18 protein-coding genes are annotated in these 23005 nt (G+C 75.2%); 7 read left to right on the top strand and 11 right to left on the bottom strand.

From position 1 onward, the window contains the following. Positions 1-59 precede the first annotated feature (59 nt). The 3 genes from ACF1AL_RS09200 to ACF1AL_RS09190 are packed head-to-tail and all read right to left on the bottom strand — an operon-like array spanning position 60 to position 3975. Entirely contained in the window at positions 60-1139 is a 1080-nt protein-coding gene (locus ACF1AL_RS09200) for an NAD(P)/FAD-dependent oxidoreductase (RefSeq protein ID WP_391825675.1), read from the bottom strand. After that, a complete protein-coding gene (locus tag ACF1AL_RS09195; RefSeq protein WP_391825674.1) occupies positions 1136-2539 on the bottom strand; it encodes an FAD-dependent oxidoreductase in 1404 nt (467 codons plus the stop codon). The genes ACF1AL_RS09200 and ACF1AL_RS09195 overlap by 4 nt, the downstream gene beginning before the upstream one ends. Beyond that, positions 2536-3975, bottom strand: coding sequence for an FGGY family carbohydrate kinase (locus ACF1AL_RS09190; protein WP_391825673.1), 1440 nt, complete (start codon positions 3973-3975; stop codon positions 2536-2538). The genes ACF1AL_RS09195 and ACF1AL_RS09190 overlap by 4 nt, the downstream gene beginning before the upstream one ends. Positions 3976-4244: 269 nt before the next feature. Between ACF1AL_RS09190 and ACF1AL_RS09185 the strand changes: the two genes are divergently transcribed. From ACF1AL_RS09185 to ACF1AL_RS09160, 6 genes are all read left to right on the top strand, one after another. Next, positions 4245-5291, top strand: a complete 1047-nt coding sequence (locus tag ACF1AL_RS09185) for a hypothetical protein (RefSeq protein WP_391695988.1) — start codon at positions 4245-4247, stop codon at positions 5289-5291. Beyond that, a complete protein-coding gene (locus ACF1AL_RS09180) occupies positions 5251-6774 on the top strand; it encodes an amino acid permease (RefSeq protein WP_391659629.1) in 1524 nt (507 codons plus the stop codon). The genes ACF1AL_RS09185 and ACF1AL_RS09180 overlap by 41 nt, the downstream gene beginning before the upstream one ends. A gap of 245 nt (positions 6775-7019) precedes the next feature. Further along, entirely contained in the window at positions 7020-8093 is a 1074-nt protein-coding gene (locus tag ACF1AL_RS09175) for a mechanosensitive ion channel family protein (RefSeq protein ID WP_384207236.1), read from the top strand. A 431-nt stretch (positions 8094-8524) separates the two neighbouring features. Next, complete coding sequence (locus ACF1AL_RS09170; RefSeq protein WP_391695986.1) at positions 8525-8929, top strand: DUF4186 domain-containing protein; 405 nt, start codon at positions 8525-8527, stop codon at positions 8927-8929. A gap of 134 nt (positions 8930-9063) precedes the next feature. Beyond that, on the top strand, positions 9064-11283 hold the full coding sequence (locus tag ACF1AL_RS09165) for an NADP-dependent isocitrate dehydrogenase (RefSeq protein WP_391825672.1): 2220 nt from the start codon (positions 9064-9066) through the stop codon (positions 11281-11283). A 165-nt stretch (positions 11284-11448) separates the two neighbouring features. After that, positions 11449-12246, top strand: coding sequence for an N-formylglutamate amidohydrolase (locus tag ACF1AL_RS09160; RefSeq protein WP_391825671.1), 798 nt, complete (start codon positions 11449-11451; stop codon positions 12244-12246). Positions 12247-12368: 122 nt separating this feature from the next. On the opposite strand, the gene ACF1AL_RS09155 is transcribed toward ACF1AL_RS09160, so the two are convergent. The 3 genes from ACF1AL_RS09155 to ACF1AL_RS09145 all read right to left on the bottom strand — a co-directional run bounded on the left by ACF1AL_RS09155 (position 12369) and on the right by ACF1AL_RS09145 (position 14880). Then, positions 12369-12821: a hypothetical protein gene (locus ACF1AL_RS09155; protein WP_391825670.1), complete on the bottom strand. Its 453-nt coding sequence runs from the start codon at positions 12819-12821 to the stop codon at positions 12369-12371. Beyond that, on the bottom strand, positions 12821-13396 hold the full coding sequence (locus ACF1AL_RS09150) for a sigma-70 family RNA polymerase sigma factor (RefSeq protein ID WP_366834913.1): 576 nt from the start codon (positions 13394-13396) through the stop codon (positions 12821-12823). The genes ACF1AL_RS09155 and ACF1AL_RS09150 overlap by 1 nt, the downstream gene beginning before the upstream one ends. 62 nt (positions 13397-13458) lie before the next feature. Beyond that, on the bottom strand, positions 13459-14880 hold the full coding sequence (locus ACF1AL_RS09145; RefSeq protein WP_391818453.1) for a S8/S53 family peptidase: 1422 nt from the start codon (positions 14878-14880) through the stop codon (positions 13459-13461). A 171-nt stretch (positions 14881-15051) separates the two neighbouring features. On the opposite strand from ACF1AL_RS09145, the gene ACF1AL_RS09140 reads away from it, so the two are divergent. Further along, positions 15052-17616 (top strand): CHAT domain-containing protein, encoded by a 2565-nt coding sequence (locus ACF1AL_RS09140; protein ID WP_391825721.1) that lies wholly within the window; start codon positions 15052-15054, stop codon positions 17614-17616. 66 nt (positions 17617-17682) lie between these two features. Here the strand turns inward: ACF1AL_RS09140 and ACF1AL_RS09135 are convergent, their stop codons facing one another. The 5 genes from ACF1AL_RS09135 to ACF1AL_RS09115 all read right to left on the bottom strand — a co-directional run bounded on the left by ACF1AL_RS09135 (position 17683) and on the right by ACF1AL_RS09115 (position 22969). Next, positions 17683-19464: a LuxR C-terminal-related transcriptional regulator gene (locus ACF1AL_RS09135; RefSeq protein WP_391825669.1), complete on the bottom strand. Its 1782-nt coding sequence runs from the start codon at positions 19462-19464 to the stop codon at positions 17683-17685. Between the two features lie 225 nt (positions 19465-19689). Further along, complete coding sequence (locus ACF1AL_RS09130) at positions 19690-20136, bottom strand: GNAT family N-acetyltransferase (RefSeq protein WP_391695970.1); 447 nt, start codon at positions 20134-20136, stop codon at positions 19690-19692. 34 nt (positions 20137-20170) lie between these two features. Continuing rightward, positions 20171-21544: an NtaA/DmoA family FMN-dependent monooxygenase gene (locus tag ACF1AL_RS09125; RefSeq protein WP_391825668.1), complete on the bottom strand. Its 1374-nt coding sequence runs from the start codon at positions 21542-21544 to the stop codon at positions 20171-20173. 20 nt (positions 21545-21564) lie between these two features. Continuing rightward, a complete protein-coding gene (locus tag ACF1AL_RS09120; RefSeq protein ID WP_391825667.1) occupies positions 21565-22773 on the bottom strand; it encodes an LLM class flavin-dependent oxidoreductase in 1209 nt (402 codons plus the stop codon). A 100-nt stretch (positions 22774-22873) separates the two neighbouring features. Next, a complete protein-coding gene (locus ACF1AL_RS09115) occupies positions 22874-22969 on the bottom strand; it encodes a putative leader peptide (protein ID WP_366834907.1) in 96 nt (31 codons plus the stop codon). Between the last annotated feature and the right edge of the window lie 36 nt (positions 22970-23005).

Below are 23005 nucleotides of genomic sequence, written 5' to 3'. Positions count from 1 at the left end.
GGCGGTCGCGCAGCCGGAGCCGCCGGGATGAGCAGCTACCCGGCGATGTGCTCCGGGAGTCAGCCGCCGCCCGCCGTCCGCCGGACCCGCACCGGCTCAGCCTCCGACCGCCGGACCCGTCCCGCCTCGGCCTGCGCCTGCCGCCCCCTCTCCGCCTCGGCCTGCGTCTGCCGGGCCCGCACCGCCTCCGCCTCGGCCGCCGCCTGCCGGCTCCGCACCGACCAGGCCGCGCGGGCGCCCGCGTGGGCCGCCGCCCTCGCGCTCCGGCCCGGGAGGAGCAGGCCGCCTGCCGCGAACACGCCGGGGCGGGAGGTGTGCAGGGCGGCGTCGACGGCGGGGCCGCGGGTGGCCGGGTCGAGGGTGAGGCCGCCACGCCGGGCCAGCTCGTGGTCGGGCACGAAGTCGCCCGTGAAGACGACCGTGTCGGCGGCCAGCACGGTCGTACGGCCGTCGCGCCGGCGGACGCGGACGCCGGACAGCCGCCCGTGGCCGAGGAGTTCGGTGACCGTGGTGTCCGTGAGCAGCGGGACGGCGTGCCACAGCCGGCTGTGCGCGGCGCGCACCGGGGCGGAGCGCGGGCCCGGGTGCTCGGTGACCATCGCCACCACGCGGGTGCCGGCCGTGCGCAGCGTCGCGGCGGCGGCGTACGCCACGTCCCGCGCGCCGACGATCACGGCCCGCTCGCCGATGTCCTGGCCGTGGAGGTGGACGGCCCGCTGGAGTTCGCCGGTGGTGTACACCCCGGCGGGGCGGGTGCCGGGCACCAGGCGGGCCGCGCGCGGGCGTTCGCGGGCGCCGGTGGCCAGCACGATGCTCCCGGCGGTGATCGTCTCCGGTCCGCGGGCGCTCACCGCGGTCAGGGTGCGCGGGCCCGCCCAGTCCAGGACGGTGACACCGGTGCGGACCTCCGCCCCGGCGCGCAGGGCCGCCTCGGTGAGCCGGCGGGCGTACTGCGGGCCGGTGAGCGCGCCCGGCCAGGCGCCGAAGCCGCGGTGGGCGCAGTGCCGGGGCACTCCCCCGGCCGGATCGTCGCGTTCCAGCACCTCGACGCGGGGCACACCGGCCGCGGCGAGCCGGGCCGCGGCCGTGAGCCCGGCGGGGCCGGCGCCGACGACGAGGACGTCGACCTCGCGGTTCACCGCGCGGCTCCCTCGAACAGCGCGCGGACCGCCGCCCCGCAGAAGTCGCCCTGGCAGCGGCCGGCGCGGGCGCGGGTGCGGCGGCGCAGTCCGTCGAGGCTGCGCGGCGGGATCGTACTGGCGAGGGCGTCGCGGATCTCCCCGCGGGAGACGCGCTCACAGGGGCAGACCAGCGTGCCGTAGGCGGGGTCGGCCGCGACCAGGTCGGCGCGTTCGCAGGGGCGGGGGCCGGCCGCCCCGAGGTCGGGCATGCGCACGGGTTCCGGCGCGCGCTCCGGCCCCGGGTCCAGGCCGGTCTCGGTGAGCAGGCCGACGACGTGGGCGGCGATGGCGAGGGAGGCGGTCAGGCCGGTGGAGCGGATGCCGCCGACGGTGACGTATCCCTGCGCGGGGTGGGCGGTGATGCGGTAGTCGTCGTGTTCGGTGGCGGCGCGCAGGCCGGCGTAGACGGCGGTGACCTCCTCCTGAAGCAGGGCGGGCAGGATGCGGCGGCCCTGGGTCCGCAGGGCCGCCAGCCCGTCGGCGGTGGAGTGGGTGGCCCGCTTGTCGTGCAGGTCCTCGGCGGTGGGGCCGAGCAGGACGTTGCCGTGGACGGTGGGGGCGACCAGGACGCCCTTGCCGAGGGCGGTGGGGACGGGCAGGAGGATGTGGCGCACCAGGTCGCGGGCGAAGCGGTCGAAGACGAGGAGCTGGCCGCGGCGCGGGGTGACCGTGAAGTCGTACCGGCCGAGGGCGCGGTCGAGGGTGTCGGCGTGCAGTCCTGCGGCGTTGACGAGCCGGCGGGCGCGCAGCGGGCCGCGGGTGGTGTCCAGGACGTGCATGTCCTCGTACCGGCTCGCCCCGGTCACCCGGCAGTCGAGGTGCAGGTGGACGCCGCTGCGGACGGCCTGGGTGGCGTAGGCGAGGGTGGTGGTCCAGGGGCAGACGACGGACTCGTCGGGGATGTGCAGGGCGCCGAGGGCGCCGGGCCCGAGGTGGGGTTCGCGGGCGTACAGCTCGGCGGGGTCCAGGGTGCGCGCGGCCGGGTAGGCGTTGCGTCCGGCCTTCTCGGCGAGGCGGGGCAGTGCGGCGAGCTGCTCCTCGTCCCAGGCGATCAGCAGGGCGCCGGTGCGCTCGACGGGGATGCCGGACTCGGCGGCGTACGCGGCGAGCCTGCGGGCCCCGTCGCGCACCAGGCGGGACTCCAGCGAGCCGGGGGCGGCGTCGAACCCCGTGTGCAGGATGGCGGTGTTGGCCTTGGAGGTGCCCTGGCCGACGTCGTCCTGGGCCTCGATCAGGGCGATCCTGAGGCGTGGGTGGTGGGCGAGGGCGCGGGCGATCGCGCAGCCGACGACGCCGGCGCCGACGACCGCCACGTCGTACGGCCGATCGGGCAGCGGCCCGGACGCGGTGACCGTCATACGGGCGTCCGGTCGAGCAGCCGGGCCACGGCCTCGCGGAAGGACGCCCGCCGCGCGGCGGCCTCGTCGGGCGTGATCCGCGGCTCGTACACCGCGGACGGTTTCGCCTCCGGCAGGACGTCGGCGAGGGTCAGGGCCGGGTCGGCGCCCAGGCGGGCCAGGGCGGCGGCGCCGAGCGCGGTCGCGTCCGGCACCTCGGAGACCTCCACGGGCCGTTGCAGCAGGTCGGCCTGGGTCTGCAGGAGCAGTGCCGAGCGGGTCAGGCCGCCGTCGACGCGCAGCGCGTCCAGGGGGGTGTCCAGGTCGGCGGCGACGGCGTCGGCGAGTTCGGCGACCTGCGCGGCGAGGCCCTCGCACAGGGCGCGCACCAGGTGGCCGGCCTCCGTGTCGAGGCCGAGGCCGGTGAGCGAGCCGCGCAGGTCGCCACGCCACCAGGGGGCGGCGAGCCCGGCCAGCGCGGGCACGAAGGTGACGCCGCCGCTGTCGGGGACGGCGGCCCCGACCCGGTCGAGGTCGGCGGGGCCGCTGAGGACGCCGAGGCCGGTGAGCCAGTCCACGGCGGAGGCCGCCGTGTAGACCTGCCCGTCCAGGCAGTAGTCGGTGCGCCCGCCGAGCCGCCAGGCGACACAGCCGACCAGGCCGGAGGCGGAGCGGCGGGGTGCGGGACCGGTGGGCGCGAGCAGGAAGGCGCCGGTGCCGTAGGTGCACTTGGCACCGCCCGGGGTGGTCAGGCGCTGGGCGAGCAGGGCGGCCTGCTGGTCGGTGATCAGTCCGGTGAGCGGGATCTCGGGGCCGAAGGCGGTGGTCGTGCCGACCGGGCCGGCGCAGTCGGTGACCCGCGGCAGGCGTTCGCCGGCCAGGCCGTACAGGTCCAGGGCGCGGGCGGACCAGTCGGTGCGGTCCAGGTCGAGGAGCTGGGTGCGGCCGGCGGTGGCAGCGTCGGTGGCGAAGGCGCCGGTGAGGCGGTGCACGAGCCAGGCGTCGGAGGTGGTGACGACTCCCTCGCCGGTGAGGTGGCGCCGGATCCAGGCCATTTTCGGGGCGGCGAAGTAGGCGTCCAGCGGGAGCCCGGTGAGCTGCCGCAACTCCTCGGCGTGCGCCTCCAGTCCGGCGCACACGCTGGTGGCGCGGCGGTCGTGCCAGACCAGGGCGTCCGTCAGCGGGCGGCCGGTGTCCGGTTCCCAGGCGAGCACGGTCTCGCCCTGGTTGGCCAGCCCCAGCGCGACGACGTCCTCGCCCGCCTCGGCCAGCGCCTGCCGGCCGGCGTCGAGGACCGAGTCGTACAGCTCGGCGGGGTCCGCCTCGACCCGCCCGCCGGGCAGGTGCCGGGGGCGCACGGCGGCGAACCCGGTGCCCAGGACACCGCGTTCGGGGCAGACCACCAGCGCCTTCGTGCCGGACGTGCCCTGGTCGACGGCGAGCACCGCAGATGTCATGCCACCCCTTGACGTCGATCACTGCCCGCGCCAGCGTGCCGCCGCCCCGTCCGCCGCGTCAAGCACCGCCCGGTGGCGTGAAGTCGCCCACGAAGCAAGGAAGTTCGGCGGGTTCCGCGAAGCCCGCCGGGAGACGCGGGACGCGCCCCTATAGTGACCGCCGACCGCTACCGATCTTCTCGACGTCCGCCCGGGGGAGGACTGTTGGCTCTCCATGCCGTCGTGGTCCGTGCGACCCCGGCCGCCCCGCGACCGGGGGCGGCCGGCTGATGGGCAGAGACGCAGCCCGGCCGGCCTACGACCCGGCCGGTCACGACGGCGCGCTGCGCGAGGCCCTGCTGGACGTGCGCGCGGGACGCTGGATGTCGATGCGCGCGCTGCTGGAGCAGCCGATGCCGTGGTGGCAGTGGACCGGGCGCACCCAGGTGCTGGCCGCCGCGGCCGCGGGCACCGACGTGGTGCGGGCCTGGCAGGCCGAGGACCCGGCCGGTGTGGCGGCCACCGTGATGCGGGCCCGGGTCGCGGTGGAGCGGGCGCTGCGGGCCGGCCGCGCGGGGCACCGCCGTACGCACGAGCTGTGGATCGAGGCCTGGGACGCCGCCCGGACCGCCGCGGGGGCCGCCCCGTCGGACCCGGTGCCGTGGGTGTGCCTGCTGGCGCTGGCCCGGCTGGATGCGGCACAGCAGTGGAAGGAGCACCGCGAGCCGCCGCCGGAGCCGATGCTGCCGGTGGGCCCGTGGGGGCTGCTCGCCGAGGCCGACCGGCGCGACCCCGGCAACCGCGAGGCCCACCACCGCATGCTGCAGTTCCTGTTCGCGCGCGCCTCCTCGCCGCGGCTGGCGGAGGCGACCGGGTACGCGCAGCGGGCGGCGCAGATCGCCCCGCGCGGCTCGGCGCTGCATCTGCTGCCGCTGTACGTGCGGGTCGAGCGCTACCGGCGCGACGGCGGGCACGGGGCCGCGCTCGATCTGCACTGGGTGGCCGACGAGGCCGTACGGGAGGCGGAGCGGGCGTACACCTCCTGGTTCCTGCAGACCGGGGCCGCCGAGCGCTCCCCGCTGGATCTCAACCACCTCGCGCACGCCTTGTGGGGCGCGCTGCTCTTCCCGCAGGCGGCGCGGGTGTTCGAGGCGATCGGCCCGTACCTGACGCCGGCCCCCTGGCAGGCCCGCGCCGCCGGCCGGGAGCAGGCCGTGGAGCTCTTCCGGCAGGCCCGCGCCCGCTGCGGCGCCGCCGCGCCCGTCCCCGACCGACCCGACTCCCGAAAGGCCTCGCATGCCCACCCTGGATCCGGCCGGCGCCCCCGACTCCCGTGACGAGGAGAAGCGGCTGCGCGAACTCGGCTACCGCCCCGTCCTCGCCCGCCGCATGGGCGGTTTCGGCAACTTCGCGATCAGCTTCTCGGTCATCTCCATCCTGTCCGGCTGCATGACCCTGTACGGCTTCGGCATGGGCGCGGGCGGCCCCGCCGTGATGCTGTGGGGCTGGGCGGGCGTCGGCCTGTTCGTGCTGTGCGTGGGGCTGGCGCTGGCGGAGGTCACCAGCGCGTACCCGACGTCCGGTGCCCTGTACTACATGGCCGACCGGCTCGGCGGGCGCCGCTGGGGCTGGTACACGGGCTGGCTGAACCTGCTGGGCCTGCTCGGCGCGATCGCCGGCATCGACTACGGCGCCGCCCTGTTCGCGGGCGCCTTCGCCAATCTGCGGTGGGGTTTCACGCCGACGCCCGGGAAGACGATGCTGATCTTCTGCGTGATCCTGCTGCTGCACGCGGTGCTGAACCTGTTCGGGGTGCGGCTGGTGAGCCTGCTGAACTCGGTCAGCGTGTGGTGGCACCTGGCCGGCGTGGCGCTCATCGTGGGCGCGCTGGCGATCGTGCCCGACCACCACCGCTCCCCGTCGTTCGTGTTCACCACGTTCGTCAACGACACCGGCTGGGACAACCCGGTGTACGTCGCCGCGATCGGGCTGCTGCTCGCCCAGTACACGTTCTCCGGCTACGACGCCTCCGCCCATCTGTCGGAGGAGACCACGCAGGCGTCGGTGGCCGCCGCCCGCGGCATCGTGCGGTCCATCTGGGTGTCGTGGCTGGCCGGTTTCGTGCTGCTGGCCGGGCTGACCTTCGCCATCCAGGACTACGCCGCCACCCGGGACAGCGCGACCGGGGTGCCGCCCGCGCAGATCCTGCTGGACGGGCTCGGCACGAACGGGGCGAGCGCGCTGCTGCTGGTCGTCATCGTCGCCCAGCTGTTCTGCGGCAACGCGGAGGTGGCCGCGGCCAGCCGGATGGTGTTCGCCTTCTCCCGGGACCGCGCCCTGCCCGGATCGGCGCTGTGGCGCCGGGTCAGCGCCCGCACCCAGACGCCGGTGGCGGCGGTGTGGCTGTCGGTGGCGGTGGCGTGCCTGCTCGCGCTGCCCTCGCTGTACTCGGCGACCGCGTACGGGGCCGTCACCGCCATCAACGTCATCGGCATCACCCCCGCCTACGCCATCCCGGTGCTGCTGCGGCTGCGCGCCGGGGACCGCTTCCGGCGCGGGCCGTGGCACCTGGGCCGGTGGAGCAGGCCGGTCGGCTGGGTCGCGGTGGTCTGGGTGGCGCTGGTGACGGTGCTGTTCTGCCTGCCGCAGTCCCGGCCGGTGACCGTCGACACGATGAACTACGCCGCCCTCGCCCTCGCCGTCGTCCTGGTGCTGGCCACGGTGTGGTGGTTCGTGGCCCGCCGCTCCTACGGCACGCCGTCCGCGGCGGCGTACGGCGACGAGCGCGAGCAGGCGGAACTCGCGGAGGGGATCGTCTGACCGACGGCCGGGGAGCGACCGCCCGGTTTCGAACTGCTGTGCCTCATACGGCAGGATGAGCGCTCGCGCCGCGCCCTGACGCCCCGTCGGGCACGCGGACGCCCCGCCGGGCGCGGTGACGTCCCGTCGGGCGCGCGCGGCGCGCGTCCTTGGTACGGAACAGTTCGAGCAGGTGACCACGTGATGAGCCTTCCCATCCCGCCGTCGGCCGCGGACCCCGCGGATCGTCTTCCCGGAGGCGGCCGGTGAACCGCGCGCTGACCCTGGACGACCTGGTGCTGGCCGGCATCTCCCTGGCCGCGGGACTGCTGCTGGCCTTCTTCTCCCGCACCCTGCTGCGCTGGCTGGCCAAGCACGCCAAGCGGACCAGGTGGAGCGGTGACGACGTCATCGTGGACGCCCTGCGCACGGTGGTGCCGTGGGCGGCCATCGCGGGCGGCGCGGCCGCGGCGGCGGCCGTGCTGCCGCTGACCCGGACCGTGCAGCGGACCGTCAACCAGACGCTGACCGTGTGGCTGATCTTCGTCGTGACGCTGTCGGCGGCCCGGGTGATCGCCGGGCTGGTGCGCGCGGTCACCCAGTCGCGCTCCGGTGTCGCCGGATCGGCCACGATCTTCGTCAACATCACCCGGGTCCTGGTGCTGGCGATCGGCTTCCTGGTGGTGCTGCAGACCCTCGGCATCTCCATCGCGCCGCTGCTCACCGCCCTGGGCGTGGGCGGCCTCGCCGTCGCGCTCGCGCTGCAGGACACGCTCGCCAACCTCTTCGCCGGCATCCACATCCTCGCCTCCAAGACCGTGCAGGTCGGCGACTACATCCGGCTCAGCAGCGGCGAGGAGGGCTACGTCGAGGACATCAACTGGCGGCAGACGACCGTGCGCGCCCTGTCCAACAACCTCGTCGTCATCCCCAACGGCCAGCTGGCCAAGACCAACATGACCAACTTCTCCCGGCCCGAGCAGGAGCTGACGATCCTGGTCCAGGTCGGGGTGTCCTACGACAGCGACCTGGACCACGTGGAGCGGGTGACCAACGAGGTGATCGCCGAGGTGATGACCGAGATCACCGGGGCGCTGCCGGAACACGAGCCGACGATCCGCTTCCACACCTTCGGCGACTCGCGGATCGGCTTCACGGTGATCCTGGGCGTGGGCGAGTTCAGCGACCAGTACCGGATCAAGCACGAGTTCATCAAACGCCTGCACAAGCGCTACCGCGCCGAAGGCATCCACATCCCGGCCCCGACCCGCACGGTAACGCTCCACCAGACCTCGGCGACGATCCCCCACCAGAGGTCGGGGACCCTGACGAAGGAGTAACGCGCCGGACGGGGGCGGGCGGGCCCCGGGGCAGCGCCCCGGACGGGGGCGAGCGCAACGCCCCCGAAGGGGCGCGGGGAACTGCGCGACCAGCCACAACGCACCCGCAGCCACCCGACCAGAAGCCCCCCAGGGAGGCGCCCCGCCCGACCAGACCCCACGCGGGAGCGGGACGCAGCGCCCCCGAAGGGGCGCGGGGAACTGCGCGACCAGCCACAACGCACCCGCTGCCACCCGACCGGAAGCCACCCACCCCCCGAGGAGGCGCCCGCCCGACCAGACCCCACGCGGGAGCGGGACGCAGCGCCCCCGAAGGGGCGCGGGGAACTGCGCGACCAGCCACGACCCACCCGCAGCCACCCGACCGGAAGCCACCCACCCCCGAGCAGACGCCCCGCCCGACCAGCGGAGCGTTACGCTCGGACGCAGGCATGACGACTCCCCCCACCCCCCACGACCTCGACCGGCGGCTGGACGCGCTCGCGCGGCAGCCGTTCCGGTCGAAGTTCCACCTGCGCGGCCGCGACCGGGCGACCGCCGAGCTGAAGGGCCCGGCGACGATCCGCCGCCACGCCCACGACCTGATCGCGAAACGGCTCGCCCCGGCCGAGCCGTACAAGGACGGCAAGCAGACCCCGTACCGCGGCCACCCGGTGTTCGTCGCCCAGCACGCGACCGCGACCTGCTGCCGCGGCTGCCTGGAGCGCTGGCACGGCATCCCCAAGGGCCGCGAGCTGACCCGCGAGGAACAGGCGTACGTGGTGCGGGTGATCCACCGCTGGATCGAGCGCGAGATGACCGCCCGTACCGGACCCGACACGGTCCGCCGCGACTGACGCGCGCGGCCGCCGCCGACACGCGCGCGGGGCCGCCCGGGGCGCCGAGTCCGGCCAGGACCCTTGTCGAGCCCGGCGGGATCACGAGATATCTTGATGTCGAGCAATGTTGCAGACGTGGAGCGGAGCACCCGGTGACTGACTCGACCATCATCTATACGCACACTGACGAGGCCCCGGCCCTGGCGACGTATTCCTTCCTGCCGGTGGTCCAGGCGTACGCCTCGCAGGCCGGTGTCGCCGTGGAGACGCGCGACATCTCGCTGGCCGGGCGCATCATCGCCGTCTTCCCGGAGTACCTCACCGAGGACCAGCGCATCCCGGACGCGCTGACCGAGCTGGGCGAGCTGGCCAAGACGCCGGCCGCCAACATCATCAAGCTGCCGAACATCTCGGCGTCCATCCCGCAGCTCAAGGCCGCGATCGCCGAGCTGCAGGCGCAGGGCTACGCGCTGCCGAACTACCCGGACGAGCCGAAGACCGACGAGGAGCGCGAGATCCGCGCCCGCTACGACAAGATCAAGGGTTCCGCCGTGAACCCGGTCCTGCGTGAGGGCAACTCCGACCGCCGCGCCCCCGCCTCCGTCAAGAACTACGCCAAGACCCACCCGCACCGCATGGGCGCCTGGACCTCCGAGTCCAAGACCGACGTGGCGACCATGGGCGAGAACGACTTCCGCTCCACCGAGAAGTCCGTGATCATCGAGCAGGACGGCAAGCTCAAGATCGAGCACGTGGCCGCCGACGGCACCACCACCGTGCTGCGCGAGTCCGTACCGGTCCTGGCCGGCGAGGTCGTCGACGCGTCCGTCCTGCGCGTCGCCCGGCTGCGCGAGTTCCTCACCGCGCAGGTCGCCCGCGCCAAGGCGGAGGGCGTGCTGTTCTCCGTGCACCTGAAGGCCACGATGATGAAGGTCTCCGACCCGATCATCTTCGGTCACGTGGTGCGCGCCTTCTTCCCGAAGACCTTCGAGAAGTACGGCGAGAAGCTCGCCGCGGCCGGCCTGACCCCGAACGACGGTCTGGGCGGCATCCTCAAGGGCCTGGACGCCCTGCCCGAGGGCGCCGAGATCAAGGCCTCCTTCGACGCCGAGCTCGCCGAGGGCCCGGAGCTGGCCATGGTCGACTCCGACAAGGGCATCACCAACCTGCACGTCCCGTCCGACGTGATCATCGACGCCTCCATGCCGGCGATGATCCGCACCTCGGGCCACATGTGGGGCCCCGACGGCCAGGAGCACGACGCCCTCGCCGTCATCCCGGACTCCTCCTACGCCGGCGTGTACCAGGCCGTCATCGAGGACTGCAAGGCCAACGGCGCCTTCGACCCGGCCACCATGGGCTCGGTGCCGAACGTCGGCCTGATGGCGCAGAAGGCCGAGGAGTACGGCTCCCACGACAAGACCTTCGAGATCCAGGCCGCCGGCACGGTCCGCGTCGTCGACGCCTCCGGCGCCGTCCTGATCGAGCAGAGCGTCGAGGCCGGTGACATCTTCCGCGCCTGCCAGACCAAGGACGCGCCGATCAAGGACTGGGTGAAGCTGGCCGTCACCCGCGCCCGTGCCACCGGCGACCCGGCCGTCTTCTGGCTGGACGAGACCCGCGCCCACGACGCCAACCTGATCGCCAAGGTCAAGCAGTACCTGCCGGAGCACGACACCGAGGGCCTGGACATCCGGATCCTGTCCCCCGTCGAGGCCACCAAGCTGTCCGTGGAGCGCATCCGCCGCGGCGAGAACACCATCTCGGTGACCGGCAACGTGCTGCGTGACTACCTGACCGACCTCTTCCCCATCCTGGAGCTGGGCACCAGCGCCAAGATGCTGTCGGTCGTCCCGCTGATGGCGGGCGGCGGCCTGTTCGAGACCGGCGCCGGCGGCTCCGCGCCCAAGCACGTGCAGCAGCTGGTCAAGGAGAACTACCTGCGCTGGGACTCCCTCGGTGAGTTCTTCGCGCTCGTCCCCTCCTTCGAGCAGTACGCCGAGGCCACGGGCAACACCCGCGCCAAGGTCCTCGCCGACACCCTCGACCGCGCGACCGCGACCTTCCTCAACGAGGACAAGTCCCCGACCCGTCGCGTCGGCGGCATCGACAACCGCGGCAGCCACTTCTACCTGTCCCTGTACTGGGCGCAGGAGCTGGCGCGGCAGACCGACGACGCGGAGCTGGCCAAGGCCTTCCAGCCGCTCGCGGAGACGCTGGCCGCGAACGAGCAGAAGATCGTCGAGGAGCTGAACGCCGTCCAGGGCAAGCCGGCCGACATCGGCGGCTACTACCAGCCCGACCCGGCCAAGGCCGCCGCGGTGATGCGCCCGTCGGCCACCTGGAACGAGGCCCTGGCGTCCCTGAGCTGACGCCTACGGCTCCCTGAGCCGACGCCGGCGACCCGACCGTCCCGGAAACCTCCGCCCCGACCGCGCACCGCCCGGCCGGGGCGGAGCCGTATTCCCGGGCCGGGCGGTCACCGGCTTGCACCGCCATCACGTGCCCTGCCACCGATCCCTCCTGGGAGCCGCCGTATGTCCCCCGCCGAGCCCTCCTTCGCGCTGCTGCCCGGCGACGCCGCGTCGCCCGTGATCCTGCATGTGCCGCACTCGGCGCGGGAGATACCCGCTGACGTGCGCGACGGGATCGTCCTGGACGACCTCGCGCTCGAACGGGAGCTGGACCACATCACCGACGCGCACACCGCCGAGATCGCCGAAGAGGCCGCCCGGCTGGCCGGGGTCACGCCGTGGCGGTTCGTCAACCGGCTGTCGCGGCTGGTCGTCGACCCGGAGCGGTTCCCGGACGAGCGGGAGGAGATGACGGCCGTCGGCATGGGCGCGGTCTACACGCGCACCACGCACCGGGAGGTGCTGCGGGGCGACGGGCTCGACCCCGAGCCGCTCCTGGAGCGGTACTTCCGGCCGTACGCGCGGGCCATGACGGAGGCCGTCGCGCAGCGGCTCGACGCCGTCGGGCGGGCCGTCGTCGTCGACGTCCACTCGTACCCGACCGCGCCCCTGCCCTACGAGCTGCACGGCACCGGTCCGCGTCCGCCGGTGTGCCTGGGCACGGACGCCTTCCACACCCCGCCCGCCCTGCTGAAGGCGGCGCGTGAGGCGTTCGCGGTGTGCGGGGAGACGGGGCTGGACAGCCCGTTCAGCGGGACGTACGTGCCGCTGGACTTCTACGGCCGGGAGCCGCGCGTCGCCGCGCTGATGGTCGAGATCCGGCGCGACACGTACATGAGCGAGCCGGGCGGGCCCGCCGGGCCGGGCCTCGACCGCCTCGCCGGGGCCCTGGCCCGCCTCGTGGACGCGGTCTCCGCGTGACGGGACCGGGCCCCGCCCGGGCGATCGCGGCGCGGCACCGTCGTGGCCGGCCGCCGTGGCCCAGTGCGGCGCCGTCGTGGCTTGTCGCGCAGTTCCCCGCGCCCCTATCGGGGCGCGCAGCGTCAGGTGCGTAGCCACTCCGTCACGATCACGTGGTCGTCTGTGCGCAGGCGTAGGGCGAAGGGGCCGGTGGGGGTCGCTGGCGACGCGAAGCGGCCCAGCGGGTCGGCGGTGAGGGTGGGGCCGCCGTGCGGGCCGGTCAGTACCTCCACGTTCGCCTGCTGCGGCGGCAGCACCTGGCCGAGCAGGCCCTCGGCTCCCACCTCCACGTCGACCGTCAGCTCACCGGCCTGGAAGGTGAGCATCCGCGGCACGTCGGACGCCCCGCGCACCGGCAGCGCGTCGGTCAGCGAGTCGAAGGTCAGCTCCGCGATCCGCGCGTCCAGGTCGTGCAGGGCGTACGCCTCCACGGCGATCGCGGTCAGTTCGGGCGGCAGCGGATCGATGGCGGGCGCGGCCTCCCGCAACTCCGTCTCCAGCCGCTCCAGCCGCTCGAGGTCGTCGTCCACGTCCATCAGCGCACCCCCCGTGCGTCCAGTCGTGCCCGCAGGCGGCGCAGGCAGCGCTGGCGCAGCGGGCCGATGCTGCCCACGGCGATCCCGAGCGCCGCGGACACCTCCTGATAGCTGGGCGGCGGCGAGGCCATCAGCACCCGCAGCAGCCCCTGGCACCGCTCGCCCAGTTCCTGCAGCTCGCGCCGCAGCCGGCGGATCCGCTCGCTCTCGGCGGCGGCCTCCTCCGCCTCCAGCAGCGACTGCTCCGGCGTGTGCTCCTCGCTGACCCGGTCCAGCACCTGCGGATCGTCGGTCAGGGTCAGCCGCTGCAAGCTCTTGATCACCTTCAGCGACTCGTGCCGCGCGGTGCTCGCCAGCCAGGAGCCGGCCTTGTCGGGTTCGCGCAGCCGCCCCAGGTGCTGGGCGAAGCGGAACCACACGGTCTGGTACACCTCGTGCGCGTCGGCGTCCGAGAGCCGGTGCGCGCGCACGACGGACCAGACCAGCGGGCTGAGCCCTTCCACCAGCGCCTTCCAGGCCGCGCCGTCGCCGTCGACGGCGGACCGGACGAGCGTGCCGACCTCTGCACGGTCCACGACTGCCCCACTCCTCGTGTACGGCACGTCATGGTACGCCGTGGACGGGGCGGTCCCGCACGTCATGACGCCGGGGCGGGCGCCGCGCGCCAGGTCGGCGGCCGCAGCGCCGGCACGTGCGCCCCGCGGACCTCGGCGAACTGCCGGTCGGTCGCGAGCAGTTGGGCGCGTGCGGCGCGCGGGTCGGTCTCCTTGTGGGCGCTCATGTGCGCGGCGATCAGCCCGGCGGCCACCGGGGTCGCGAAGGAGGTGCCGCTCCAGTGCGCGAGCCCTTCGAACATCACCTGGTCCGGCTTGGCGTTGGCGTCCCCGTCCTCGCTGAGCAGCCCGGTGTGGTGGGGTGTGGTGCAGGTGCAGCCGTAGCCGAAGCCGTAGCGGCAGGTGTCGTAGGTGGAGTGGTGGTAGACGTACGGCACCGGTGTGTCGGCTCCGGTGAAGGTGCTGACCAGGCGCTCGCCGGGGGCGTAGGCCTTCACCCAGGGGCCGTGGTTCGTGAAGCAGGCGCCGAACTCGCCGTCCTCGCGCAGCGCGCCGACGCTCAGCACCGCCTCCTCGTAGCCCGGCAGGTCGGCGTAGGCGGCGGGCCAGAAGGGGCTGGCGCTGGAGTTGTTGCCGGCCGCGGCCACCAGCAGGGTGCGCTGCTCGCGCAGTTCCCGCATGAAGGCGTCGACGCCGAGCAGGCCGTCGGTGCGGCCGTTGGAGGTGCCGGCCGACAGGCTCAGGATGTCGGGCCAGCCGTGCCGGTCGACGGCCTCGAAGAGCTTGTCGCCGAACTCCGACTCCAGGATCGCCCCGGCGTCGTTGAGCGTGCCGAGGACGGTGATGTCGGTGCCGGGCGCGACGGCGGCGAGCAGCCCGGCGATGAACGTGCCGTGGCCCATGTACTGGCGCAGCACGCCGGCCTCGTCGGTCTCCTGCGGGTGCAGATCGCCGTGGGTGCGGGCGAGGAGCGGGTGGGCGCGGTAGTCGTGGGTGAGGCCGTTGTCGATCACCAGCACGCCGACGGCCCGCTCGGGGTCGTAACCCCCGTCGGAGGCGGCCGGGTTGGGGCCCGCGGCGCGGTCGGCGGGCACCGGCTCGTCGCCGGGGCAGGAGTTGACCGCGATGGACACCACGTGGTTGCGGCTGACCAGCCGGCGTCCGGTGCGGTCCTCGGCGTGCCGTACGGCGCGCAGCGCGTGGCCGACGACCGGGTCGCCGGGGTGGGTGCCCTCGCCGGGGTCGGCGACCTGGATGCGGGTGATGCCGGAGCGGTTGGTCCGGGGGCCGGCGCGCCGCACGTGGTCGGGCACCAGGCCCTCGGTCGCCGTGAAGTGGGCGCGCACGGCGTCCTCGACGAACGCGGCGTCCTCGCCGTCGCGGACCAGGACGTACCCCTTCTCGAAGACGAACTCGGCGGAGTCGTCCGGGCCCATGGCCAGCGGGACGTCGGGCATGGAGCGCTGGATCTGGTCGAACTGCTCACGGAATCGCTGTGGTGCCATGGTCCGTCCTCCCCCTCGGGGCAACCGTCGTGAGTGAGAGCGGTTCGGTCGCCGCTTGATACAGAGGCGTACCGGTGGGGATGTGGTTCCCGCTTTCCCTGCGGTGCCTCCCGGTCCCCTACCATCCGTAGGGTGACCTCGGGAAGCGACTCGGTCTTCGACCTGCTGCCGATGGTGTTCGCCGCCCCGAACGAGGCGCTGACGCGGGCGCGTGCGGTGCTCGACGCCGACCCGTCCCCCGTGCACGCCTCGGTGGCCCACCAGGTGATCGGCATCTGGCAGCGCGACTGGGGCGATCTGCGGCTCGCCCTGCGCCATCTGCGGCGCGCCCGGGACTGCGCGGCGCGCGCGGAGCGTGCCGACCGGGAGGCGGACGTGCTGGCCACGCTGGGGGTCGCCCTGGTGCACGCGGGCCGCACCCGGCAGGGCCTGGCGGCGCTGGAGCGGGGCGTGGAGCGGGGCAGCGGGCACGTCAGGGCGCAGGTCCTCTTCCGCCGGGCGTACGCCCGCTGGGTGCTGGGCCGGCACCGCGAGGCGCTGGAGGACGTGCGGCGGGCGATCCCCGTGCTGCGCCAGGAGAACGACGTCATCTGGACGGCGCGGGCGCTGACCTTGCGGGCCACCGTGCATCTGGCGCTGGGCGCGGTGGAGCGGGCGGACGCCGACTTCACCGCGGCGGAGGCGCTGTGGGACACCACCGGCCAGGAGCACGACAAGGCGGACGCGGTGGAGAGCCGCGGCCTGGCGGCGTTCCGCGCGGGCGACGTGCCGGCCGCGCTGCGGCTTCTCGACGAGGCGGAGCGGCGGTACGCGGCGCTGGGCACGCCGCCGTTCATGCTGAGCGTCCGGCGCTGCGAGGTGCTGCTGGCGGCGGGGCTGGCGCCGGAGGCGCTGGCCGAGGCGGACGCGGCGATCCGCGTGCTGGACGGCATCGGCGGGCAGCCGACCCGCAAGGCGGAGCTGCTGCTGGTCGCGGCGCGCGCCGCCCGGCCGGCCGGGCACCCACAGACCGCGATCGAGCGGGCCGGTCTCGCCGTGCGGCTGTTCGCGGCGCAGCGGCGGCCGTGGTGGGAGGCGCACGCCCAACTGGTGCTGATCGAGGCGCGGTTCGCGGCGGGCGCGGTCTCGGGGCGGCTGGTCGCGGACGCGGCGCGGGTCGCCCGGCGGCTGGCCTCGTTCGGGGCGCCGGCCGCTCCGGAGGCGTCGCTGCTGGCGGGGCGGATCGCGCTGGCGCTGAACCGGCCCCGCGAGGCGGAACGGCATCTGGCGCTGGCCGCGCGCAGCCGGCAGGGCGGGCCGCCCCTGGCCCGGATCACCGGCTGGGCGGCGCAGGCGCTGCGCGCGCAGGCCGCCGGGTCGGGCCGGGGTGTGCTGCAGGCGTGCCGCAGCGGCCTGGCCGTGCTGGACGCGTACCGGATGACGCTGGGCGCCTCGGAGTTGCGGGCGCGCGCCACCGAGCAGGGCGCGGAGCTGGCGGCGCTGGCGCAGCGGGCGAGTCTGGCCTCGGGCGGGCCGCGGCGGCTGCTGGAGTGGAGCGAGCGGTGGCGGGCGACCGCGCTGAGCGCCCCGCCCACCCGTCCGCCGGCCGATCCTGAGCTGCTGAGCCGGATGACCGCGTTCCGGGAGATCGCCGCCCGCGCGGAGGAGGCCCGCGGCGAGGGCCGGGCCGTGCCGGCGCTGGAGCGGGAGCAGCGGCGGCTGGAGCGGGAGATCCGCTCCCGCACCCTGCACCTGCGCGGCGACGCGCCCGGCGGCGCCGACCGGTTCGACACCGGGCGGCTGCTGGAGCGGCTCGGCGAGGGCCGGCTGGTCGAACTCGCCGTGGTGGACGGGCGGGTGCATGTGCTGCTCGCCGGGCAGGGCCGGGTGCGGCGGTTCACGGCGGGGCTGCTCGCGGAGGCGGAGGCGGAGGCCGAGCACGTGCAGGCGGGGCTGCGCCGCCTCGCGCACCCGGGCGGGGCGGCCCGGCTGCCGGTGCTGCTCGCCGCGGGGCGGCGGCTGGAGGAGCTGCTGCTCGGCGAGGCGGTCCGGCACCTGGGCTCCGGCCCGCTCGTGGTCGTGCCGCCGGGGCGGCTGCACCGGGTGCCGTGGGCGGTGCTGCCGTCGCTGCGGGAGCGGGTGGTGAGCGTGTCGCCGTCGGCGAGCAGCTGGCTGCGGGCCGCCGGCACCGCGCCGCCGGCCGACGGGCGGCACGTCCTGGTGCGCGGGCCGGGGCTGGCCACCGGCGGGGCCGAAGTGCCGGAACTGGCCGGGCAGTACGGCACGCCGACGCTGCTGGAGGGTGACGGCGCGCGCGTGCCGCGGGTGCTGGCGGAACTGGACGGCGCGGCGCTCGCGCACATCGCCGCGCACGGCACCTTCCGCGCGGACAGCCCGCTGTTCTCCTCGCTGCGGATGGCCGACGGGCCGCTGATCGTGCACGACTTCGAACGCCTCGCCCGCAGCCCGTACCGGATCATCCTGTCCTGCTGCGACACCGCCCGCTTCGCCTCGGTCGGCGCCGACGAACTGCTCGGCCTGGTGACCGCGTTGCTGCCGCTCGGCACCGCCGGGGTGGTGGCGGCCAGCGCGCCGGTGAACGACGCGGCGGTGGTGCCGCTGATGCTGGCGCTGCACAAGGGCCTCGGTGCGGGCCTGTCCCTGTCCGAGGCGCTGCGCGACGCCCGCGCCGCGCTGCCCGACGATCCCGTGCACCAGGCGACGGGCTGGTCGTTCACGGCGTTCGGGGCGGCGTGACCGGGGCGGACGCGCCGCGCGGGACCCGCCCCACGCACGGCGCCCGCCCCGGCAGCGCCCCGCGTGCTACGCCGTCCGGGACTCCGGCAGGTCCACCAGCCAGGGCAGCGCGTCCCGGTCGCCGCTGCCCAGGCGCGTGTAGGCGCTGTAGAGGTGGTTGCCCACCGTGCGCACGGACAGGGTGAGGCGCTCGGCGATCTGACGGTTGGTCAGTCCGGCGGCGGCGAGGGTGACGATCTGCCGTTGCCGCGCGGTGAGTTCGCCGAGCGCCAGCCCGGTCAGGGCCGGTGTGCGGGCGCCCGGGCAGCGGCGGGCGAGGGCGGCGGCCCGGGTGCGCGCGGTGCGCGCGGCGGCCGGGTCCCGGTGCGCTGGCACGGCCTGTGCGTACGCCTCGGCCGCGAACAGCAGGAAGCCCCGTTCCGCCAGCTCCCCGGCGACCCGGTCCAGGGCGGCCCCGTCCTCGCGCGCGAGGGCGTCGGCGTGCCGCGCGAACACACTGCCCCGTGCCAGCAGCCCCCGGGCCCGCTCCGGCGCACCGAGCCGGACCGCGTCGTAGGCGTCGCCGGGGCCGATCAGGTCCAGGGCCGCGTCCAGTTCACCGCGCGCGGCGAGGCACCACACCGCGGTCTCCCCGGCCGGCACCGGATCGCCCGACTGGGCGGCGGCGAGGGTGAGTTCGGTACGGCAGGCGGGGTCGTCCGGGTGGAGCCGGGCCCAGGCCGCGGCCTCGCGCAGGTCGCCGCGCAGACGGGCGAAGCGGGCGCGCAGGGCGGTGTAGCCGGCCGGGACGGACGCGCCCTCGGCGGCGAGCCACTCCCCCACCGGGGTGGGCAGCGCGGTGACGTCGTCGGTGTCGATCCGGCGTTCCAGGGCCGCGGTCTCGGCCTTCAGGGCGAGGGCGAGGTCGTCCGGGGTGCGGCTGAGGCGGCGGGCGCGCAGCCGGCCGGCCGTGGCGCGCAGGACGGGTCCGTGCAGGGGGCGGGCGAGACGTACGGCGTCGTGCTCGTCGACGTCGATGAGCCCGGCGGCCTCCAGGCGTTCGAGGACGGGCAGGTCCAGCGTGCCGGCGTCCAGCGGCAGGGGCTCGGCGAAGGCGAGCCGGTCGAGGATCTCGCGCTCGGCGGGGCAGGCCCGCTCCAGCGGACCCGCGGCGCGTTCACGGAGGGCCGCGGTGACCGGGAGGGGGCCCCGCCAGGCCCAGGTGCCGGTGTCCGGGACGGGAGTGAGCCGTCCCTCCGCCGTCAGGGTGTCCAGCAGGTCGCCCAGGAGCCGCAGATCGCCGCCGGCGATCCGGTGCAGGCGGGCCGCGGTCAGCGGGTCCGGGGCCCGGCCGGTGGCGGCCGTGAGCAGCCGTGCCGTGTCCTCCGCCGGGAGCGGGGCGAGGGTGAGGCGGGGCAGCAGGCCGCCGGTCCACAGCCGGGTGACGGGTGCCGGCGCGGGCAGAGCGTCGGTGACGAGCACGAGCAGGCGGGTGCGGCCGTGCACGGCCAGCTGGTGGACCAGCGCGGCCGAGGCGTCGTCGAGCCACTGCGCGTCGTCGACGACGAGCTGCCGTACGCCGCCGAGCCGGGCCAGCGCCTCGTGCGGGGTGAGCGTGCCCGGCAGCAGCGGGGCGAACGCGGCGTAGGGCGTGCGCCGGGTGCCGGGGGTGCCGGTGATCCTGGCGCAGTCGGTGCCGCGTACGGCCTCGGCGGCGAGCCGGGTCTTGCCGTGGCCGGGGCCGCCGGTCACCACCAGCCCGGGTCTGCCGGCCGCCAGGGAGCGGCGCACGCGTTCGCGTTCGTCCTCGCGTCCGGTGAACGGCCAGGGCAGCCGGGGGGTCAGCGCGTCAAGGTCGTCAGGTGTCACATCAACTGGAGTCGGGCTACTCGGTTCTGATACACGCCGACTTGAGTAGCCCTCGACTCAGGCGCCCGGGCGCCGGCCCGGGGCACCCTGGGGGCCGTGACCGCTCGGTCCTGCTCGCTGCCCCGATGAAGCCACAGTCCGGCGCCGGGGGAAGAGCGGCCGGGGAGCGTCGTCTTCGGGGGATGACGACGCTCCCCGGCCGCGTGTGACGGGCCGGGGAGCGGGTCAGGTCGTCAGGGTGCGGGAGAAGACCACCATGGGGCGGCCGTCGCCGTCGTAGTCGTCCACGGTGCGGGCGTCGAACCCGAGGCTGCGGTGGAAGGCGACCGAGCCGGTGTTGGTGACCGAGGTGATCGCCTTCAGCCGCAGGGCGCCCTGCTGGCGCGCGGCGTCGGTGAACGCCTCGTAGAGCCGGCGGCCCAGGCCCGTGCCCCGGCTGTCGTCGCGGACGGCGACCAGGTGGACGTATCCGGTGGCGTCCGGGGTGACGAAGCCGACGAGGTAGCCGCGGATGCCGTCCTCGTCCCGGGCCAGCAGGCAGGTGGCCCCGAACTCCTGGACGAACACGGGCTGGTGCAAGGCCCGCAGGTCCCTCTCGCCCCAGTAGCGCGCGTGGTCCGCGACCACCTGCCGCAGGTCCTTCACCGTGGCCCGGCCGATGTGGAGTGTCATGGGCCGATCATGGCAGCCGGGCCCCGGCCGGCTGTCAGGAGGCCGCCCGTTCCTCCCGTACGCCGTCGGGGTGCGCGAGGCCGAGGTGGTCGCGCAGGGTGGTGCCCTCGTACTCGGTGCGGAAGACGCCCTGCTCCTGCAGCAGCGGCACGACCGTGTCGGCGAACTCGTCCAGGCCGCCGGGGGTGAGGTGCGGGACGAGGATGAAGCCGTCGGCGGCGTCGGCCTGCACGAGCTCGTTGATCGCCTTGGCCACCGTGGCCGGGGAGCCGACGAAGTTCTGCCGGTTGCCGGTGTTGATGACCAGTTCGCGGATCGACCAGCCATGGGCCTCGGCCAGCTCCCGCCACTCGCGTGCGGTGGCCAGCGGGTCGCGGTACATGCGCACCTGGGCGCGGCCGCGGGCGATGTGGTGCTCGCTCACGTCCGGGTCGATGTCGGGCAGCGGCCCGTCCGGGTCGTACGCCGACAGGTCCCGGTTCCAGACGAACTCCAGGTGGCGGATCGCGGTCGCGCCGCTGACCTGCTGCCGGCGCACCTCGCGGGCCGCTTCCTCGGCCTCGGCGTCGCTGTCGCCGAGCACGAAGGTCGCGGCGGGCAGGATCAGCAGCTGCTCGGGGCGGCGGCCGTAGGCGGCGAGGCGGCGCTTGACGTCCTGGTAGAAGGCCTGGCCGGACTCCAGGGTGCCGTGGCGGCTGAAGATGGCGTCGGCCTCGGCGGCGGCGAACTCGCGGCCCTCGTCGGAGTCCCCGGCCTGGAAGATCACCGGGCGGCCCTGGGGGGAGCGCGGCACGTTGAAGTGTCCGTGGATGTCGAAGTGCCGGCCGTGGTGCACGAACGCGCCCGCCTTAGCGTCGGCGAGGAAGGTGCCGGTGGCCTGGTCGGCCACGATCTCGTCGCCCCGCCAGGAGTCGAACAGCTCGTGCGCGGTGGTGAGGAACTCGCGGGCGCGGCTGTAGCGCTCCTCCTGCGGCAGGAACCCGCCGCGGCGGAAGTTCTCCCCGGTGAAGGCGTCCCAGGAGGTGACGACGTTCCACGCGGAGCGCCCGCCGGAGAGGTGGTCGAGGCTGGCGAACTGGCGAGCCACCTCGTAGGGCTCGTTGAAGGTGGAGTTGATGGTGCCGGTCAGTCCCAGGTGCTCGGTGACGGCGGCGAGCGCGGCGAGCACCGTGAAGGTGTCGGGCCGGCCGACGACGTCCAAGTCGTAGATCTTCCCGGCGTGTTCGCGCAGGCGCAGGCCCTCGGCGAGGAACAGGAAGTCGAACTTGGCGCGTTCGGCGGTCCGCGCGAAGTGCACGAAGGAGTCGAAGTCGATGTGGCTGCCGGCCCTCGGGTCGCTCCACACGGTGGTGTTGTTGACGCCGGGGAAGTGCGCGGCCAGATGGATCTGCTTCAGCGGCTTGGTCATGGTCGTCGGGTCCCTCCGGCTCAGGCGGTGGTGGCGGCGTAGCGGTTGGCGGGGCGGGCGAGGCCCAGCAGGCCGCGCAGGGTGCGGGCCTCGTAGGCGCGGCGGAAGACGCCGCGGCGCTGGAGTTCGGGGACCAGGCCGCGGGTGATCGCGGGCAGGTCGTGCCCGGCGACGGCGGGCCGCAACCGGAACCCGGACAGCCCGGCCGCCTGGAACTCCTGCAGCAGGTCGGCGAGTTCGGCGGGAGTCCCGGCGAAGACCAGCGCGTCACTGGCGTACGGCTCACCGGCCAGGGCGTCCAGGCGCTCACGGCGGGCCGCGGCCGCGCCGGGGTCTTCGTCCAGGAAGACCACCAGGTCGGCGAAGACGTGCAGCGGCTCGCCGGCCCGTCCGGCGGCCTCCTGCTCGGCGCGGATCTCGGCGACGGTCGCGCGGGCCTGCTCGGTGTCGTGCGGGGTGACGTAGCCGACGTCGGCCTGGCGGGCCAGGAGCCGGTAGGGGACGGTCCAGTGGGCGAGGGCCGTGACGAGCGGCTGGCCCTGCGGCGGTCGCGGGGTGATGGAGGGGCCCTTGACGCTGAAGTGCCGGCCCTCGAAATCGATGTAGTGCAGCTTGTCGCGGTCGATGAACCGTCCGGTGGCCACGTCCCGGATCTCCGCGTCGTCCTCCCAGCTGTCCCACAGCCGGCGTACGACCTCGACGTGGTCGGCTGCCTCGTCGAACAGTTCGGTCACGACGTCCCGCGCGGCCGGGCTGTCGTAGGCGTCGACCCGGCGGAGCGTGCGGCGGCCGAAGTGCGCGGCCTCGTGGGGGCGGGCGGAGATCTGCACCCGCAGGCCGGCCCGGCCGGTGCTGACGTGGTCCAGGGTGGCGATGGCCTTGGAGATGTGGAACGGCTCGGTGTGCGTGGCGATCACCGTCGGCACCAGGCCGATGTGCGAGGTCAGCGGGGCGACCCGGGAGGCGATCAGGACGGCGTCGAGGCGGCCGCGGACCTGGTCGGTGCGCTCGTCGGGGTCGAGCCAGTGGGAGGACTGGGGGCCGAGGCCGTCCTCGATCGTGACGAAGTCGAGCAGGCCGCGTTCGGCCTCGGTGACGAGGTCGGCCCAGTAGCGGGCGGTGAACAGCTCCCGGGGCCGGGCCACCGGCTCGCGCCAGGAGGCGGGGTGCCAGCCGGTGCCGTCCAGGGCGACGGCGAGGTGCAGGGGGGCAGCGGGGGTCGAGGACACGAGGGTGCCTTCCTGGAGATCCGTGGGGTGGCGCCGGCCCCCGTCGAGGGGGCACGGGCGCGGGGGTGGCCGCCTGCGCGGCGGGCCGGGCGGGGACGCGTCAGGCGCGACAGAGCGCGCCGGCCACGCGCAGCAGGTCGATGTGCGGCCGGGTGTGGAGGCGGACGGCGTGCGGGCTGCCGTGCACGGCCGTCACCTCCCTTGCGTGGGGCGCGGCGGCGGCCGCGCGCGA

Source organism: Streptomyces sp. NPDC014801 (assembly GCF_043082085.1).
In the GTDB taxonomy this organism is placed as follows: Bacteria; Actinomycetota; Actinomycetes; order Streptomycetales; family Streptomycetaceae; genus Streptomyces.
Note: the sequence above shows the minus strand (reverse complement) of the source record. Positions and strands in the feature narration are given on the sequence as shown.

Excerpts from the sequence above, each read along its gene's own strand:
- ACF1AL_RS09140 (WP_391825721.1), top strand. The coding sequence starts at position 15,052 with ATGGTGTTCGCCGCCCCGAACGAGGCGCTGACGCGGGCGCGTGCGGTG.
- ACF1AL_RS09145 (WP_391818453.1), bottom strand. The coding sequence starts at position 14,880 with ATGGCACCACAGCGATTCCGTGAGCAGTTCGACCAGATCCAGCGCTCC.
- ACF1AL_RS09170 (WP_391695986.1), top strand. The coding sequence starts at position 8,525 with ATGACGACTCCCCCCACCCCCCACGACCTCGACCGGCGGCTGGACGCG.
- ACF1AL_RS09130 (WP_391695970.1), bottom strand. The coding sequence starts at position 20,136 with ATGACACTCCACATCGGCCGGGCCACGGTGAAGGACCTGCGGCAGGTG.
- ACF1AL_RS09195 (WP_391825674.1), bottom strand. The coding sequence starts at position 2,539 with ATGACGGTCACCGCGTCCGGGCCGCTGCCCGATCGGCCGTACGACGTG.
- ACF1AL_RS09160 (WP_391825671.1), top strand. The coding sequence starts at position 11,449 with ATGTCCCCCGCCGAGCCCTCCTTCGCGCTGCTGCCCGGCGACGCCGCG.
- ACF1AL_RS09155 (WP_391825670.1), bottom strand. The coding sequence starts at position 12,821 with ATGGACGTGGACGACGACCTCGAGCGGCTGGAGCGGCTGGAGACGGAG.
- ACF1AL_RS09185 (WP_391695988.1), top strand. The coding sequence starts at position 4,245 with ATGGGCAGAGACGCAGCCCGGCCGGCCTACGACCCGGCCGGTCACGAC.
- ACF1AL_RS09190 (WP_391825673.1), bottom strand. The coding sequence starts at position 3,975 with ATGACATCTGCGGTGCTCGCCGTCGACCAGGGCACGTCCGGCACGAAG.
- ACF1AL_RS09180 (WP_391659629.1), top strand. The coding sequence starts at position 5,251 with ATGCCCACCCTGGATCCGGCCGGCGCCCCCGACTCCCGTGACGAGGAG.
- ACF1AL_RS09125 (WP_391825668.1), bottom strand. The coding sequence starts at position 21,544 with ATGACCAAGCCGCTGAAGCAGATCCATCTGGCCGCGCACTTCCCCGGC.